Annotated in this window: 17 protein-coding genes; 15 read left to right on the top strand and 2 right to left on the bottom strand. The window is 67.0% G+C overall.

Annotated elements, in window-relative coordinates; all coding sequences use genetic code 11:
* Positions 1-168: 168 nt before the first annotated feature.
* Together ACGFT2_RS19220 and ACGFT2_RS19215 are read left to right on the top strand one after the other, a co-directional pair.
* On the top strand, positions 169-1,200 hold the full coding sequence (locus tag ACGFT2_RS19220) for a ParA family protein (protein WP_393279437.1): 1,032 nt from the start codon (positions 169-171) through the stop codon (positions 1,198-1,200).
* A complete protein-coding gene (locus tag ACGFT2_RS19215) occupies positions 1,200-1,805 on the top strand; it encodes a hypothetical protein (RefSeq protein ID WP_393279435.1) in 606 nt (201 codons plus the stop codon). The genes ACGFT2_RS19220 and ACGFT2_RS19215 overlap by 1 nt, the downstream gene beginning before the upstream one ends.
* Before the next feature lie 280 nt (positions 1,806-2,085).
* On the opposite strand, the gene ACGFT2_RS19210 is transcribed toward ACGFT2_RS19215, so the two are convergent.
* Positions 2,086-2,907, bottom strand: coding sequence for a class I SAM-dependent methyltransferase (locus ACGFT2_RS19210; protein ID WP_393279433.1), 822 nt, complete (start codon positions 2,905-2,907; stop codon positions 2,086-2,088).
* 56 nt (positions 2,908-2,963) lie between these two features.
* On the opposite strand from ACGFT2_RS19210, the gene ACGFT2_RS19205 reads away from it, so the two are divergent.
* The 9 genes from ACGFT2_RS19205 (at position 2,964) to ACGFT2_RS19165 (ending at position 9,805) form a co-directional block, all read left to right on the top strand.
* Positions 2,964-3,680, top strand: a complete 717-nt coding sequence (locus ACGFT2_RS19205) for a GntR family transcriptional regulator (protein WP_393279431.1) — start codon at positions 2,964-2,966, stop codon at positions 3,678-3,680.
* Positions 3,681-4,137: 457 nt separating this feature from the next.
* Entirely contained in the window at positions 4,138-4,407 is a 270-nt protein-coding gene (locus ACGFT2_RS19200) for a DUF6284 family protein (protein ID WP_393279429.1), read from the top strand.
* Positions 4,408-4,457: 50 nt separating this feature from the next.
* Positions 4,458-5,399, top strand: a complete 942-nt coding sequence (locus ACGFT2_RS19195; RefSeq protein ID WP_393280034.1) for a DUF2637 domain-containing protein — start codon at positions 4,458-4,460, stop codon at positions 5,397-5,399.
* Positions 5,396-6,046, top strand: a complete 651-nt coding sequence (locus ACGFT2_RS19190; protein ID WP_393279427.1) for a GGDEF domain-containing protein — start codon at positions 5,396-5,398, stop codon at positions 6,044-6,046. Before ACGFT2_RS19195 ends, ACGFT2_RS19190 begins: the two co-directional genes overlap by 4 nt.
* Positions 6,046-6,429, top strand: coding sequence for an RRQRL motif-containing zinc-binding protein (locus ACGFT2_RS19185; protein ID WP_393279425.1), 384 nt, complete (start codon positions 6,046-6,048; stop codon positions 6,427-6,429). The genes ACGFT2_RS19190 and ACGFT2_RS19185 overlap by 1 nt, the downstream gene beginning before the upstream one ends.
* 81 nt (positions 6,430-6,510) lie before the next feature.
* Complete coding sequence (locus tag ACGFT2_RS19180) at positions 6,511-8,706, top strand: cell division protein FtsK (protein ID WP_393279423.1); 2,196 nt, start codon at positions 6,511-6,513, stop codon at positions 8,704-8,706.
* A gap of 141 nt (positions 8,707-8,847) precedes the next feature.
* Entirely contained in the window at positions 8,848-9,123 is a 276-nt protein-coding gene (locus ACGFT2_RS19175) for a hypothetical protein (protein ID WP_393279421.1), read from the top strand.
* The gene (locus ACGFT2_RS19170) at positions 9,120-9,314 is read left to right on the top strand and encodes a hypothetical protein (RefSeq protein WP_393279419.1); all 195 of its coding nucleotides are present in this window, start codon (positions 9,120-9,122) and stop codon (positions 9,312-9,314) included. Before ACGFT2_RS19175 ends, ACGFT2_RS19170 begins: the two co-directional genes overlap by 4 nt.
* Before the next feature lie 14 nt (positions 9,315-9,328).
* Positions 9,329-9,805, top strand: coding sequence for a hypothetical protein (locus ACGFT2_RS19165; protein WP_393279417.1), 477 nt, complete (start codon positions 9,329-9,331; stop codon positions 9,803-9,805).
* Positions 9,806-9,811: 6 nt separating this feature from the next.
* Here ACGFT2_RS19165 and ACGFT2_RS19160 read toward each other — a convergent pair whose 3' ends face one another.
* A complete protein-coding gene (locus tag ACGFT2_RS19160) occupies positions 9,812-10,831 on the bottom strand; it encodes a hypothetical protein (protein WP_393279415.1) in 1,020 nt (339 codons plus the stop codon).
* A gap of 138 nt (positions 10,832-10,969) precedes the next feature.
* Here ACGFT2_RS19160 and ACGFT2_RS19155 point away from each other — a divergent pair, with 138 nt between their 5' ends.
* The 4 genes from ACGFT2_RS19155 (at position 10,970) to ACGFT2_RS19140 (ending at position 15,232) form a co-directional block, all read left to right on the top strand.
* On the top strand, positions 10,970-11,815 hold the full coding sequence (locus ACGFT2_RS19155) for a bifunctional DNA primase/polymerase (protein ID WP_393279413.1): 846 nt from the start codon (positions 10,970-10,972) through the stop codon (positions 11,813-11,815).
* Positions 11,816-11,817: 2 nt separating this feature from the next.
* Complete coding sequence (locus ACGFT2_RS19150; protein ID WP_393279411.1) at positions 11,818-13,290, top strand: ATP-binding protein; 1,473 nt, start codon at positions 11,818-11,820, stop codon at positions 13,288-13,290.
* A 454-nt stretch (positions 13,291-13,744) separates the two neighbouring features.
* Positions 13,745-13,933, top strand: coding sequence for a helix-turn-helix domain-containing protein (locus ACGFT2_RS19145; protein ID WP_393279409.1), 189 nt, complete (start codon positions 13,745-13,747; stop codon positions 13,931-13,933).
* Between the two features lie 63 nt (positions 13,934-13,996).
* Entirely contained in the window at positions 13,997-15,232 is a 1,236-nt protein-coding gene (locus ACGFT2_RS19140) for a tyrosine-type recombinase/integrase (protein WP_393279407.1), read from the top strand.
* Positions 15,233-15,270: the final 38 nt, after the last annotated feature.

Here is a 15,270-nt window from a genome sequence, read left to right as displayed (position 1 = left end):
CGGTGCCCGCAACTATGAGAATGCCGTTATTCCGGCAAATCGGTCAAGATTTCAACGTTGCGGTCACGCGGGGCGCAACGGTGATTAAGATTAGCCAAGCTATCCGCGGCACGGCTCAGGGCATGGGTCCACAATTAGTGGGGGGTATCTGTGGCTGAAGTAATTGCCATGTTCAACAACAAGGGCGGCGTCAGCAAGACGACCACCTGCTTCAATCTTTCCTGGATGCTTGCGGAGCGGGGTAAGACCGTCATCATGGTCGATGCGGACCCTCAATGTAATCTCACAGGGATGGTTCTAGATCTGACCCAGGTCGATGCCCTGGATAAGTTCTACTCAGATCACCCGAATCAGAATCTTCGCGATGCCTTGGACCCGGCCTTCCAGTCTCGTCCTCGTCCGCTCGTTCCCGTGGAATGTGTGCCAGTTACTGGACGGGAAGGCCTATTTCTGATTCCTGGCCATGTCGGCTTGGCAGAAGATGAAGTATCCCTCGGCGTTGCGCAACAGCTCTCAGAATCTATCCAAGCCCTGAAAAACCTCCCGGGTAGTTTCTCGCACCTTTTCGATATCACTGCTGAGAAGTATAAGGCAGACTACGTCATTCTCGACTTGAGTCCGGGCCTTGGTTCGATCAATCAGAACCTTGTCACGATTTCTGACTACTTCATCGTTCCGGCCAGCCCCGACGTCTTCTCTGTCATGGCTATGGACTCCCTGGCTCGCGTCTTGCCGAAGTGGGTTCGGTGGGCTGAACGGGCCGCGGAGTTGGATGCTCTGTCGAATGCGGACTACGTTTTCCCTCGACCTAAGCTGAAGTTCATGGGGACGATCGTACAGCGCTATCGCCTTAAGAATGGTGCCCCTACTATTGCCTTCCAGGAATATTTTGATGCCCTGGATATTGCAATCAAGGACACGCTCGTGCCTGCCTTGCGCTCAAGCAATCTGATGTTGGATGAGTCACTGTATGAGAGCATCGGGGAGGAGCCGCCCTATAGGCTCGCATCTATTCCTGACTTCAATACTTTGATCGCTAATTCGCAGCAAAATCGCAAGCCGGTGTTCATGCTTACTCAAGAGGATGTCGGGCGCGGGGGTAGCGTATGGGAAACGACGGCTGTCAACATCCGAAAATTCCATGACACGTTTGATGGGCTGGCGAGTCGCGTAGAGGCGCTTACGGGGCAGGGCGGCTGATGGCGACTCGCCGCTTTCTCGAGTTCGAAAAAGAAATAAAGCGGGCTCGCGACCTTGTAGGAATCGGGCAGTCCTTGTCGGCTATCACTAATGGTTTGGTAGGTGGCGAGGATCACTATCGATCGGCCTTGGTGCATACCGTTGCTGCCATTGACTCGTATATTCACGCTGTAGTGCTTGACCGGGCTGTCGACATGTTGATGGGGCGGCTATCTGCGGCCGCTTCGTCCAAGGTGGGTTTGAGTTTTGCGGCCGTCGGTAAGATCATGGCGGCCAGTTCGGGCGGAGAAGCTGCTGTCGAATTGGCTGCTCGTACGTATGTCGCCGAGCGTCTCGGGCTGGAAACTTATCAGCGGCCGGACGACATTGCCTCGGCCCTCTCAATGGTAGGCGTGCAGAAGATCTGGTCCACCGCGTTTCCCGGCGACGCGCACATGCAAAAGACTGCTCTAGGGGTGATCGTAAGTCGTCGTAATCGGATAGTGCATCAATGTGACCTCGATCCGCTGCCGGGCGGTACGACGACACCGATAGCGTCGGATGACGCGCTAGATGCCATCACGACGATCGAGCACATCGTTACAGCGATTGACTCTCACGTCTGAGGCGGGAGTGAAAGGTCGGTGCAGCGGCTTTGGGCCAAAGTGGCTGCCTCAAGCCGTGGAGCCGACCGCCCCAGCCGCATAGGGTTTCTCCCACGATTGCCCGCAGCCGCCGGGCGCGTCCAGCTGGGGCGAAGACAGGGGGCGGGCCGCGCCGTAGAGGCGGCGCGCGCCCGCGCCGTGCGCGGGTCTTGATGGAGTAAAGAATTTTGTACCGCGCTGCCAGCCCTAGAACGGCTGCGCGAAGAAGGCTGCTGCTCCGTGAGTGTCGCCACCGACGGCATCAGAGGCTGATGCCAGCAGGGGCCCTTCCCACGGCTAGTAGGTGCGAACTGGCAGCAAGCAACTCTGGGTAAGGTTCGGCCATGCGGGCCGCCTCCATGGCGGATGCAATCAGCTCGTCTGTTGGTCCTTCGCCCGGCTGCTGCTCCGCCGCCTTCACCAGCGACCACGCGGGGCCCTCAATTCCGAAGACCTGCACGTCGGTCAGTCCGGACGTCCGCAGCTCCGAAGCCAGCTCCTCAGCCCTGTGGAAGTAGCTCAGAGTAAATCCGCGCACTCCGTCATAAATAGCCGTCTCAAGAATCTTGGAGACGGAGTCACGGATGCGCTCTGTGTGGAGGTGGGCGTACGTCACGTGTTCAAAGAGTGAGGCGTATCGGTTGATGGCGGCTGCTGTGACCAAGCCGCCCGGCTTCACTACGCGCTGGGCTTCTGCCAGTGCAGTGCGCCGATCCTCGGGGTTGGGCAGGTGATATAGCGGCCCGAGAAGTTGCACAACATCGAAACTGTCGTCCGGCTCGCTCAGGTCGCGAGCGTCTCCGACCACTGCTGAGCACACGGCTGACGCTGTCTCGACATGACGGGGGATCGGGTCCACCAGCGTCACGTCGTAGCCGTCTTTCACCAGCCATTCAGCATGGATTCCGGTCCCCCCGCCCACGTCGAGCACGCGGGCCGGCGCAGGGGGAAGAAACCGTCGGAGAAGCTCTTGTGTCCTGGCCAGCTCCATCCGTCCGTCTGCCGAGATGCGCAGGCGGTCGTCCTCGTTCACCGTCTCGCCGTAGAACCGCATCACGGAGGGAGCCAATTCGAGATTCGACATGCTCGCAGTATCGTGTGTACCGGTGGACCAGTCCAGCGTGCGAGGTAGAGGAAACCATGGCTGTTCTGAAGTACGAGGAGATCGCCGAGTCGCTTCGGGCCCGCATCGCCGCTGGTGAGTTCGCCCCCGGCGAGACCATCCCGTCAGGCCGAGACCTGGCTGAGCAGTGGGACGTGTCGCGCGCCACCGCCATCAAGGCTGTGGATGTACTCCGCAACGACGGCGTGGTGGTGGCCAAGCAAGGGACTGGCTTCGTGGTCACGGAGACACCCGTGGCGAGGCCCGCCGGCGCACGTCGAGCAGGGTCGGCGCGCATCCTCGGCGGGATGCCGTTCCTGCGGGTCGGATCGCCCGACTGGGCTGAACCGCCCACGCGCGTGGCCAACGCGCTTGGCCTGGCGCCCGGCGTACAGGCGCTTCGTCGTGTCCGTATCCTTCAACTCCCTGACGGAAGCCCCAACAGTTGCGTGGAAGCGTGGTTCCCTCCCGAGATCGGAGAGGCGGCCCCCCGGCTTTCCGACACGGCTCCCATTGCTGAGGGCACGACTCGCTACGTCCGCCGGCAGACCGGGCGGTTCCCGGTCGAGGGGGTGGACGTAACGACCGTCCGGCTGGCCACCGAGGTTGAGGCGGAGCGGTTGGGGGTTGAGGAGGGCAGTGCTGTCGCGGTCCTCCTGCATACGGCGCACGACCAGGAGGGGCGTCCGCTGGTCTGCGAAGAGGGTGTTACGCCTGCGTCGCTCTTCGAGCAGGTGGACACCTACGCGATGTAAGCGCCCATCGGAGCTGGACCGGTCCGCCGGTCCAGCTTTTTTGATGCCCTGTCAGCGCCTCTGAACTGGGCAAACGCACTCCCTCGCTCATCAACTGGCGATTCACTGCTTGACTGGACCGGTCCACCGGTCCAGTCTGTTCCATGCAGCGCCGCACCGCTCTTCGGCGGAACGGTTCTGGTTCGGGATTGCCTGCCATAACGGGAGGCCCCGCGCTGGGAGTTGCTTGAGAACTGCATAGGTGGGCCCCGCCTCCCCGAGTCGAAAAGGCGGACCGCGCGGCATCTGACTGCGCTTCAACCTTGCGGTTAACGCCGCGCCGGTTGCCTCCGCTGCTCGTCTCGCACGAGCAGCGCTGAGGGGAGCCGGATCTACCGACTTCAACGGCGCGCGGCCCCGGTGTTCGAGCACCGGGGCCGCTGTTCGGGCCGTTCCTCTCTGGAAGGAACCAGACCCAATGAGCCACATCGTTACTGTTCAGGACGCTGTTACGGCGTTCGAGGACTTCATGGAACCGACCAGCACGGAGCTGGACGCGATCGAGCGAGAGATGCCCGTCATCCTGGCGGACGTTGACCTGCTGGACGCGCACATCGCCACCATCGACCGCACCCCCACCGAGTTGGACACCCGCCGCATCCGGCGGGCGCGTCGCCAGGCGCTCGCCGCCCGCGTTGCCCTGCTCAACCAGACGGCCGCCGCGGGAGCTCTCGGCGGTGCGGCGTGACGTCGCAGGCTGTGGAGCGTGCGGCGGTGCCGCCGCTGACCCACCCGGAAATGGGGCTTGCTGGTGTGGGGGCGCTGGCCGCGGCCGGTGTCGGCGTGCTCGGTTTGATCTCCTCCTTTGACGCGGTGTCGTTGGCCGCGGCGCGGTGGGGGTTCGGTGAGCCGTGGATGCTGCCGGTCGGTATCGACACCGCGATCCCGGTGTTCACGGTGGCCAACCTGCTGTTGATCCGGATGGACATGGCGTTGGCGTGGGTGCGGTTCGTGCCCTGGGTTCTCACCCTGGTCACCTGTGGGCTGAACGTCGCCGCCGGTGCTGCGGTGTGGGCGAAGGTCGCGCACGGGACGATGCCGCTGTTGTGGGTGGTGTTCTCCGAGATCGGCGCGCACATCTACGCCGTGCGGATCGGGGCGGCGACCGGCCGGCGCATGGAGAAGATCCGGTTCTCCCGGTGGCTGCTGGCGCCGCTGTCGACGTTCGCACTGTGGCGACGCATGACCTTGTGGGAGGTCACCTCCTACAGTGTGGCGCTGGCGTGCGAGCGTGAGAGGCTGCTGGTCCGTGCTGATCTGCACGAACGATACGGCCGCAGCTGGCGCAGGAAGACGCCGCGGCGTGAGCGCGTGATGCTCCGCATGGGCGAACTCGCCCCCGCCGCCCCGATGCCGGCGGAAATCGACCCGGGGCCTGAGCCGGTGCAGGCACCGGAGCCCGCAACGCCTCGTCCGGCACGCAAGCGGCCGGTGAAGGCCAAGCCCGCTCCGGTGCAGCGCACCGCGGCCGAACTGCTGAGCGAAGCCCGCGTGGAGACGGCCGACTGGACGGACGACGCGGTCAACGCCGAGGCGCTGCGAAAGGCGCTGCGGTGCGGGTCAGCGCCGGCACGGCAGGTACGTGACGCCCTGCTCGCCGAACGCGCCTCCCGCTCCCTGCGCCCGGCGGATTCTGTTCCGGCTGAGGCTGAGGCTGAGGCTGAGGGGGTGGCGGCGTGAGCACGCTGGCTACGGTCCTGTTAGCCGTGCTGCCGCTGGTGGCGGGGTGGGTGGTTCACGTGCGGTGGCTGCACCGTTGCCTGAGCACCGCGCGCCGGGACCCGCTCACGGGTCTGGTCACTCGCGACGGGTTCACCCGCCGCGCGAACGCCCTGTTGAGGGACCCGCGGGCGGTCGTTGTCCTCGCCGATGTCGACAAGTTCAAGCAGATCAACGACAGCCACGGGCACGCCGCGGGGGATGCGCTGCTGAAGGCGACCGCTGACCGCCTCTCCCACCACGCGGGCCGGTCCGGCATCGCTGGGCGTCTGGGGGGCGATGAGTTCGCCGCAGTGCTCATTGATGCCCACGGCACCGCCGCCGACATGTTGACCCTGCTGCATGGCGTGCTGGCCCGCCCGGTCGAAGGCCAGGACCCCGCCGTGCACACCACGGTCTCGCTGGGCTGGGTGCGTGCCGCGGACTTCCCCGCCGACAACCTGTCCGAGCTGCTGCGGCGGGCGGATGAGGCGATGTACGCGGCCAAGCAAGCCCGCTCCGGCACCCGCCGGGCGGGGCTGGGACGGCTGTTCGCCACGATCGCCGGGCGCCGCTCCGGCCGCACCGGCGCCCGCACGGATGGGCCCAGGGTGGGGGTGGCGGTCTGATGTCCGCCTACACCAAGTGCTTTGACCCTGCCGGGGCCCGGTTCGGGATACCTACCTACCCGTGGCACTTCGCCCCGGAGGGCTACGCCACCCGCCGCCAACTGCGCGCGTCCGGGCTGCGCCCCGGCGGGCAGGAGGTGGCGGCGCAGATCATGCGCACGCATCGCGGCCGGAAGGCGGGGGTGCAGGTTGCATTCCTCTATCGCGTCGACCGTGCCAAGCCGGTGCGTCCGATGACGTCCCGGAAGTGGGGTGCGCTCGCGCTGGCGATGCTGGCTCGCCGCACCTGCCCGAATTGCCGGATCACCTACGGCTACTGCATCCCGACGTCGCTCGGGATGTGCGTCCTGTGCGCCTACCCCGAGGAACAGTGCGCCGCCTGACCGCTTCCGTGCGGGGCCCGGTCACGACCGACCAAAGCAGCGACCGGGCCCCTCATCCCTCATGAGCGAAGGACGACTTCAGTGAAGCACCCCGACGGCGACAACGAACTTTTCAACCGACTGGAAGCCGAACTGGTCGCCGACTCCGGCGGGGACGTGGTCGACCTCGACAAGGCACGGTCGGCCCGTGCCGAGTCGGCCGACCCCGGCGCCCGACCGGACGCCGACCGGTCGGCCGACCCCAGTACGCCGGTGTTGGTCGACTCGCCGACGCTGAAGGCGGCCGGTCCCGGCTACCTCGGTCGGCTCGCCACAGCCAAGCGCCGCGCGGTCGTCCCGCTATGGCTGCGGTCGGTCTCCGAGCTGAAGACCGCTTCCGGGTGGGTGGCCCGCCACTACGCCCACACCGCCGGATATCACGCCCTGCGCGCCCCGGTGTATGCCGCGCGGCTCGCTCTCCAGGCGCCGACCGGCGCCGCGCGGTTCGTGGGCGGCACGATGCGGTGGGTCGCCGACCGCGAGGGCGAACCCGTCCGCCTCGCCGCCGTGCGCCGCGAGGACGCGGCCGAGTACCTGAAGCTGTCTCGCCAGCGTGACGGCCGCGTGCGGCTGCGCACGCTAATTGCCGTGCTGGCCCTGTTCGTCGGGCTCGGGTCGGCGCTGGCTATCTACGTGCTCGCCCCGGACTGGCTGCAAGCCCTGTCGGCCGGCATGGTCGTGCTGGCGCTCGGGTCGGCCGGTCGGAAGGCGGACGCGCCGCTCATCCACAAGGCTGTGGAACTTCCCGACGCACCTAAGCTCACCAGTGACATCGTGCTGCGTGCGCTGGGAGCGCTGGGCATTCCGGCGATCAACCAGGCTCAGGCCAAGGGGCGGGACGGGTTCGCGTTCACCGCGCCGATCACCCGGGACGGGCCCGGATGGCGCGCGGAAGGTGACCTGCCCTACGGGGTGACCGTCACGGACGTCATTGAGCGCCGTGACCGTCTCGCGTCCGGTCTGCGCCGGCCGCTGGGCTGTGTGTGGCCCGAAGCAGTCCCGGATGAGCACACCGGCCGTCTCGTGCTGTGGGTCGGTGACCAGGACCTCAAGAGCGCGCGCAAGCCGCTTTGGCCGCTGCTGAAGTCGGGCACCGTGGACCTGTTCAAGCCCGTCCCCTACGGCACCGACCAGCGCGGACGCTGGGTCGACGTCACCCTGATGTTCATCGCCGGAGTTATCGGCGCGATCCCGCGCATGGGCAAGACGTTCCTGCTGCGTCTGCTGCTGCTCATCGCGGCGCTCGACCCGCGGGCGGAGATCCACTCCTACGACATGAAGGGCACCGGCGACCTGGACCCGGTTGGGGAGAAGGTCTCCCACCGGCACGGCGTCGGCGAGGAAGACGAGACCCTTCAATACGTGCTGGCCGACTTCCGGGCCCTGCGCGAGGAACTGCGCCGCCGCACGAAGGTGATCCGTTCCCTGCCGCGGGACATCTGCCCGGAGTCGAAGGTGACCAGCGAGCTTGCCTCCAAGCGGTCCCTTGGCCTGCACCCCATCGTGATCGGGGTGGATGAGTGCCAGGTGTTGTTCGAGCACCCCGACTACGGCAAGGAGTTCGAGGAGATCGCCACGGACCTGGTCAAGCGCGGGCCGGCCACCGGGATCGTGTTGCTGCTGGCCACCCAGCGGCCCGACGCGAAGTCCCTGCCCACCGGGATCAGCGCGAACGCGGGCGCACGCTGGTGCCTGAAGGTCATGGGCCAGACCGAGAACGACATGGTGCTCGGCACGTCGTCGTACAAGCGCGGCGTGCGGGCGACCATGTTCGCGTGGGGTGACAAGGGCCTGCACTACTTCGTCGGCGAGGGCTCTGATGCCCGGATCGTGTCAGCCACGTTCGTGGACGCGCCCGGCGCCGAAACCATCGCCGCGCGCGCCCGCACCGTCCGCGAGAAGGCCGGACTGCTGTCCGGCTACGCCCTCGGTGAGGCTGCCGCCGCGATGACCGGGCCGTCCTACGACCTGCTTGCCGACGTGGCGGTCGTGGTCCCGGAGAAGGAAGAGCGCGTGTGGAACGAGCGGATCGCCGCCCGCCTCGCCGAACTCCGCCCGGACGTCTACGGCGGCTGGAAGGGCGAGAACGTCACCAGCGCGCTCAAGCCCCACGGCATCCGCACCCGCGACGTCGCCGGCATCACCGACGACGGAACCCGCACAACCCGCCGCGGCATCACCCGCGCCGACCTCCTCAAGGCGATTGCGGAGCGTAACGAAAAGCCGGGCGCGGCATAGGTCCGATCCGCTGCTACCGGTAGCAGGCATGCCTGCTACCGGTAGCACCCCCGCTAGCACCCCATCCGGGGTCTCACCTGTGATCTAGCGGATAGCACCCCACCTGCGGAAACCCCTGAATACCCGCCCGGAGGGCCCCTGATGACCCCCATCCTGGCCGCTATCGCCTGCCTGATAACAGTCACGCTCGGTTACGGCGGGCTGTGTGCGGCCTCGCCGTTCGGCGACTGCCGCCGCTGCCGTGGCATGGGCCACGCGCTCAAGCACGACCGCAAGGGCCGGTTGAAGCGCGGCAAAGACTGCCGCCGCTGCCACGCCACCGGCAAACGCATCCGCGTCGGCCGCTGGCTCTACAACCGCTGGGCCCGCATCTACCGCGCCGGCACCGACACCCCTCGCCCGGAAGGCACCCGATGATCCTCAACATCTCCGCCGTGCTGCTCTTCGGCGCCGCCTCCGCACTCGCCGTACGGACGAAGTCCGCCGGGGGCGGCGCCGCCCTGGTGCTGTTCCTGTTCGGCTTCTTCACCGCCGGAACCGGCGCCTACGAGCCGATTCACAACCTCGTGCAGGCATCCGCCGAAGCCCTGTCCGCCCTCGGCAAGTGAAGGGAGCACCAACCGTGAACGAACCCATCACCCACCGCCGGACCGCTGGGCACGAGACGACGGCCGTACAAGTCCACACCCCCACCCCGATCACCCCCGCACCCGCGCCGACCGTCTCGGTCATGCCCGTGCAACCGAGGCAGGTTCCGGGGGTCGCGTCCATCGTCCTGCCGGACGGGCGGGTTATCACCGGCTACGCCCTCAACCCCGTGCAGCCGGAACCCGCCGCGGCCAAGCCGCGCGTCTCTGGCGCGGCCGTCAACGTCGCCCTCGCTGGTGTTGGATTCCTGGCCGTGTGTGGCGGGCTGCTGCTGCTCACAACGTTCATCGCCGCGCTCACCGCGCTCATCACTCAGCTCATCGTCCTGGCCGCCGTGATCTTCGGAGGCTGGATCGCGGTGCAGGTGTTCAGCGCGAGGGGCCACCGGAGCGGCGGGACCACGGTCAACATCCGCAAGGCTGTGATCAAGCGGAGTCACTTCCGCGGCTGAGGCTGGCTAGGCGAGCGGCCAGCCGGCGAAACCGTCCGAGGTCTGGTAGACCAGCCTCACGCCTTCCTCGGCAAGGAGGTCCTGTACGTCCGCGGTGGGCTCGCTGGGCAGCAGTACCGCGACGCGCAGGCCGTCCCGGTTGGGGACGTGCCGGCGGTAGTCAGCCAACTGCCCGATCGCCATCCGCACGTTGGACCGGGTGGTCTGCCCCTTCGCCTCGAACAACACGTGATCCGTGGCGTCGTACAGGTCCGGGGTCAACGCTCCCGGCTCACCCTTGATGGTGATCTGGAAGCTGTGGGAGTCGTGGCCTGCCGCGGCCAGATGCGCTACGAACGCCGTGACCAACTCGCCCTCCCGGCGCAGGATCTTGCGTTGCCCGGCGGGAATGTCCGCGACAGTCTCAGCAGTGCCGTGCTGCTCGGTCTTCTTGACCTTCGCTCCCGTCTGCTGCGGCAGCGTCACCGGGGCGGCGATCGCCGCGGCGGGGCCAGGCTCGGTGATTTCCACGTCCGACTCGGGCGCCGCCGGCAGACGATCGGCCTCCGTCCACGCCGGCGTCGTTCCCTCAGCCGGCCGGAAGCGGAACACCAGCACATCCCGCATAACCTGGTCCTTGCCCGGCGCGCGCCGCACTTCATACGGCGTGACCGGGTCGACCACCATCTGACCGATGTAGCGCTGCCGCATAGCCCCGCTGCCGGGCACCTTGCCGTGCGCGACGAACAGATGGATCTCCCGGCCCTTCTCGGCCGCGGTCAGTAGGGACCCGTTGCGGCCGGACGGCTTCTGCGGCCCGTTGGCGCCGGCACCGGTGTACAGGTACAGCGGCCCGTACTCGTCATCCTCTGCACGGCCGTCGAAGGTGTAGCCGTACTCCTCGCCCGCAGACGGGTCGGAGTACACGAACACCTTGCGTGCATCGTCGGCCGGCTCGATGCCCTGGAACGTGCCACAGCCGAAAGTCGCCGCGATCGCATCACGCGTCGTGATCACACCCGGCACAAGATCAACGGTCGTTGTCATGGCGCGACCTTAGCCACCCCCACTGACACCCGGCCTCTCATTTCGCCGGGGTCAGACAGAAGGGCGACCCCGCGTTCTTGGCGGAAGGGGGTCGCCCTCATCCACCTGCCATCACCTGACCTGTGGAGGTCTCCCAGCATGGCCCAACAGACCCCCCTCCGGCGAGTGGCACTTAGCTTGGCCGCCGCCGGTCTTCCCGTGCTGCCCCTGCGTGCAGGCAAGGCGCCGTTCGGCAACTGCCACCGGTGTGCGAACAACGCGTGCGGCGGCCGGCCGAACATGAAGACCGCCGGGTCATGCCAGTGCCCCGGCGTCTGCCACGCATGGGCCGCCGCCACCACCGACCCGACCGTCCTCACCTCCCCGCCCTGGACGACCGCATGGCGCCGAGCCGTCTGCGCCGCCTACCACCCCGGCGCCGCCGGCCTGACCGTCGTGGACCTGGACAACGCCGAGGCCATCTCATGGGCCCGCGAGACCCTGTCCGCTACCCGGACCGTACAGACGACACGCGGTGAGCACTGGATCTACCGCGGCGCCATGCCCTCGCACAACGCGGTCCGCCCCGGCGTCGACATCAAATCGTCCATGTCCTATGCCCGATGGCTCGGTCCCGGCACCGGCACCATGACCGCCCTACCGGACGTCGTCCGGGCACTGGCTGTGAAGGAACCCGCCGCCCGGCCCGCACCGCACGGCGTGAGCGTGCCCGCACGGCTCGGGGGCGGGGGGTGCCGGCACCGCACCCCCGCCTATCTAGACCGCGGTATCGCCATGGCTGAGCAGCGCATCACCGATGCCTCCAGCGCGGTGCACGCCACCGTGTACCGAACGTTCCTTGCCGTGCTGTCCACGCATGGCCGGTGCGGCTGCCTCACCGACTCCCACATGGCGCGACTGTTCAGCGCTGCCCAGGCCAAGGGCGAATCCGCTCGGCACTGCGCCGACGCGTGGACCAACGCCCGCACCGCACTGGGGATGTAGCCATGTCCGAGGACGAGAAGACTCCGGCCCGCGAGGTCATCACCGATTACGCGCAAGCGCACTTCCGGTACTTCCGCACGGCGGACGGGACCGTGTACGCGCAGCGCAACGGCCACCCTGTGGCCCGCCCGATCCGCTCCCAGGGCACGACCGGCAGCCACCGCCAGGAACTCATGGTGGGCCTGTTCCGGGACGGGCGCGGCGTGTTCAACGGCACCGCACTCAAGGAGGCCCTGGACTTGATCGAAGCACTCGCGCTCACCGAGGACGTGCAGCCCGTGCACATCCGTGTCGCCCCGGGGTTCGACGGAGCCACCTGGTTGGACTTGGGACGCGCCGACGGGCAGTCCGTGCGTATCCACCCCACCGGCTGGGACATCGCCGTGCCCGACCCGCGTGAGGTGTGCTGGCGCCGCACCCAGCTCACCGGGGAACTCCCGATGCCGGTCAAGGACACCGATGGCAAGGGCATCGACCTGCTGCTGAGGTTGTGCAATTTCGCCACGGCCGAGACCGAGTGCCTGGCCATCGCGTGGCTGGTCGGGTGCCTCGGTCCGTCCGTGCCGGTGCCGGCGCCGTTCCTCACCGGTCCGCAGGGCGCGGGGAAATCCACGGGCGGGCGGATGCTGGTGCGGATCATCGAGGGCATGACTGGTGACCTGCGCCGGGCCCCGAAGGATGAAGAGAACCTGCTCGCCGCGGTGGCGGCCGGCTGGGTGACCGCCCTGGACAACCTGTCCCACATGAGCCCGGACCTGTCCGACGCCATGTGCTGCATCGTCACCGGAGCCGAGAACGTCAAGCGCGCCCTGTTCACCGACGGGGACGTCTTCCGCGTCGGCTACCGTCGTCCCTTGCTTCTGACCGGTATTGACGTCGGTGTCATCCGCCCCGACCTGGCGGAACGGCTGCTGCCGTTGCGGCTGGAGCGGCCTCGGGTGCGACGCACCGAGGATGAGCTGTGGACCGAGTACGCGCAGGCGCTGCCCGTGGTCCTGGGCTCGCTCCTGGACCTGACGGTCAAGGTACGGGCGGTTGAGGCGGAGACCCCCACGGACCTGCGGATGGCGGACTTCGCGCACCTGTGCGCGCAGCTCGATGCGGCAACCGGTCTGGGAGCGCTCGCCGCCTACCGGGCCAGTCTGGACGATCTCAACGACGACGTCATTGAGGGGGACCTGCTGGCTCAGACCGTGCTTGCGTATGCCGCCGGCCTGGACACGGGTGCCGAGCAGCGGATGACGTCCACGGAGTGGCTGCACTGCCTCAGCCGCGTCTACACCGGCGACGACTTCCGATCCCTGCCCAAGGGCTGGCCGACGACGGGAAAGGTGCTCTCCGACCGGCTCAAGCGGCTACAGCCCACCCTCGCCGCCCGGGGCGTCATTATCGACTCGGGCCGCACCCGAGAGGGCCGCTACATCCTCATGACCCACACCCAGGCCGCGCCATCGCACGAGCAGCAGGCCTTCTGACTGGTGCCACGGCTGAACAGCAAGAGGAGCACCACGGGCCAGGCGTGCTCCTCTTGCTGTTCGGCGCTTGCGCCGCCCAAGGGTCGCGCCGCGTAGCGGCTCCTTCTTCACGCCCTGAGCCGCGCCGCACCACCACAGACAGCCCCCTTTTTTTCCTAAGTAGGGGAACGCTGCGTCACAACGTCACACGATCTTGGAAAACGGCGGGTGACCTGCGCAGACAGGCGTGACGCAGACGGCCCCTCTCTGCGTCACGCCGCGTCACCTGCGTCACGCGTGACGGACAGCCTGCGTCACGCGTGACGCACCGCCGCCCCTCTGCGTCACCCCAAACCCGCAGGTCAGAAGCCTGCGTGACGCGGGTGACGCTGTGACGCAGAAATGCGCACCTCGGACACAGCCCGGCACCCCGGGGCGGGACTCGCTCCCTCCCCTTCCTCACAGGAAGGACGCCATGAAGAGGTACCTAACGACCGCAGAAGTCGCTGAGCGCTACCGGACGTCGCCCGCAACCGTCCGCTACTGGCGCTACGCCGGAACCGGCCCGCAGTGCTTCATGAGGCGTGGCCGACATGTTCTGTACGACGCTGCCGCGCTCGACAAGTACGACGTCGAGGAGATCGGAGGCCGACCCGCAGCATGACCCAAAGCAGCAATGGGCCTCACCTGATGGCCGACTCGGCTTGCATTGAGAGGACCGGTTCTGATGGCTGACGTGTACGACCGCTGGCACCTGTCCCACCCGCCGGCCAAAGCTGAGCCGTGCACGGCGCACAGCAGCAAGACGCAGACGCTCTATCCCAGTGCCGATCACGGCACGGGGAAACGTTGGCAGGTGCGCTACCGGGACTTGGCCGGCAAGCAGTGCAAGGAGAACTTCGAGAAAAAGTCTGCTGCGGACTCCCGTGCTGCCAAGGTGACCACTGAACTCGACGGCGGCACCTTTGTGAACAGAGAGTTGGGTAAGCAGAAGTTCAGGGTCATCGCAGAACGCTGGCAGGAGACAGCCGTACACCGCGAGCGGACCGAGACGAATGTTGAGCGCGCCCTACGGCTGCACATCTACCCGACGTTCGGTGATCGCGAGATCGGCCGTATCCAGCGGGCCGACGGGATGAGGTGGATCAAAGAGCGGTCGGCGGTCATCGCCCCTTCTACCTTCGCGACGCCCTGGAACGTCTGCACCAGCATCCTGAAGATGGCCCACCAAGAGGGGATCATCCCGAAGTACCCGTGGGAAGGGCTGAAGCCACCGGAGGTCTTCTATCCGGAGATCCACCCGCTTCATCCGGACGCGGTGAAGGCACTCATCGTGACCGCCTCACCCCGGTACCGCGCCCTGGTGAGGCAAGCCGCGTCCACCGGCCTACGGCAAGGTGAGCTGTTCGGGCTGGAGGACGGAGACCCTGCCGAGACCGTGACGGTCAAACAGCAATTGATCGGTCCCGACAAGGGTGTGCCGTACCTCGGGGAACCGAAGACCAAGCAGAGCCATCGGTCTGTTCCTCAAGGACGTTCGGTCTTAGACGAGATTGCACGGCACCGCGAGAAGTTCCCGCCTCAGGTCGTGCGCATCGAGGATCGGACGAACCCCCGGAAGCCCGTGTGGCGCAATGCTCGGTTGCTGTACACCAGCGAGACCGGCGGGGCGATACGGCGCGGGAGTTGGGCGAAGGTGTGGGCCCGGAACATCAAGCGGGCGAACGTCCACCTGAAGAAGGCCGGCAGCAAGGTTCGGGTCCCCGAGGGCACGACGCTTCACGATCTGCGTCACTTCTACGCCTCAGTGCTGATCAAAAACGGGGCGACGCCGAAGCAGGTACAGATGAGGCTCGGTCACGCCAAGCCGTCGATCACGCTAAACGTCTACACCCACCTGTGGGAGGCGGAGGAGGACCGGACGGCCGACATGATGGAGACCGCGCTGAACGATGTGCCCTGAGAGTGCCCTGTGAGGGGCGGCAGACCCCGAATCCCCTG

It is taken from the genome of Streptomyces sp. NPDC048514 (assembly GCF_043199955.1).
GTDB lineage: Bacteria > Actinomycetota > Actinomycetes > Streptomycetales > Streptomycetaceae > Streptomyces.
Note: the sequence above shows the minus strand (reverse complement) of the source record. Positions and strands in the feature narration are given on the sequence as shown.

Bases quoted from the DNA above. Each gene is read 5' to 3' on its own strand.
- ACGFT2_RS19175 (WP_393279421.1), top strand. From the start codon at position 8,848: ATGACCCCCATCCTGGCCGCTATCGCCTGCCTGATAACAGTCACGCTC.
- ACGFT2_RS19210 (WP_393279433.1), bottom strand. From the start codon at position 2,907: ATGTCGAATCTCGAATTGGCTCCCTCCGTGATGCGGTTCTACGGCGAG.
- ACGFT2_RS19220 (WP_393279437.1), top strand. From the start codon at position 169: ATGTTCAACAACAAGGGCGGCGTCAGCAAGACGACCACCTGCTTCAAT.
- ACGFT2_RS19150 (WP_393279411.1), top strand. From the start codon at position 11,818: ATGTCCGAGGACGAGAAGACTCCGGCCCGCGAGGTCATCACCGATTAC.
- ACGFT2_RS19160 (WP_393279415.1), bottom strand. From the start codon at position 10,831: ATGACAACGACCGTTGATCTTGTGCCGGGTGTGATCACGACGCGTGAT.
- ACGFT2_RS19140 (WP_393279407.1), top strand. From the start codon at position 13,997: ATGGCTGACGTGTACGACCGCTGGCACCTGTCCCACCCGCCGGCCAAA.
- ACGFT2_RS19215 (WP_393279435.1), top strand. From the start codon at position 1,200: ATGGCGACTCGCCGCTTTCTCGAGTTCGAAAAAGAAATAAAGCGGGCT.
- ACGFT2_RS19185 (WP_393279425.1), top strand. From the start codon at position 6,046: ATGTCCGCCTACACCAAGTGCTTTGACCCTGCCGGGGCCCGGTTCGGG.
- ACGFT2_RS19195 (WP_393280034.1), top strand. From the start codon at position 4,458: ATGGGGCTTGCTGGTGTGGGGGCGCTGGCCGCGGCCGGTGTCGGCGTG.
- ACGFT2_RS19170 (WP_393279419.1), top strand. From the start codon at position 9,120: ATGATCCTCAACATCTCCGCCGTGCTGCTCTTCGGCGCCGCCTCCGCA.
- ACGFT2_RS19205 (WP_393279431.1), top strand. From the start codon at position 2,964: ATGGCTGTTCTGAAGTACGAGGAGATCGCCGAGTCGCTTCGGGCCCGC.
- ACGFT2_RS19155 (WP_393279413.1), top strand. From the start codon at position 10,970: ATGGCCCAACAGACCCCCCTCCGGCGAGTGGCACTTAGCTTGGCCGCC.
- ACGFT2_RS19145 (WP_393279409.1), top strand. From the start codon at position 13,745: ATGAAGAGGTACCTAACGACCGCAGAAGTCGCTGAGCGCTACCGGACG.
- ACGFT2_RS19200 (WP_393279429.1), top strand. From the start codon at position 4,138: ATGAGCCACATCGTTACTGTTCAGGACGCTGTTACGGCGTTCGAGGAC.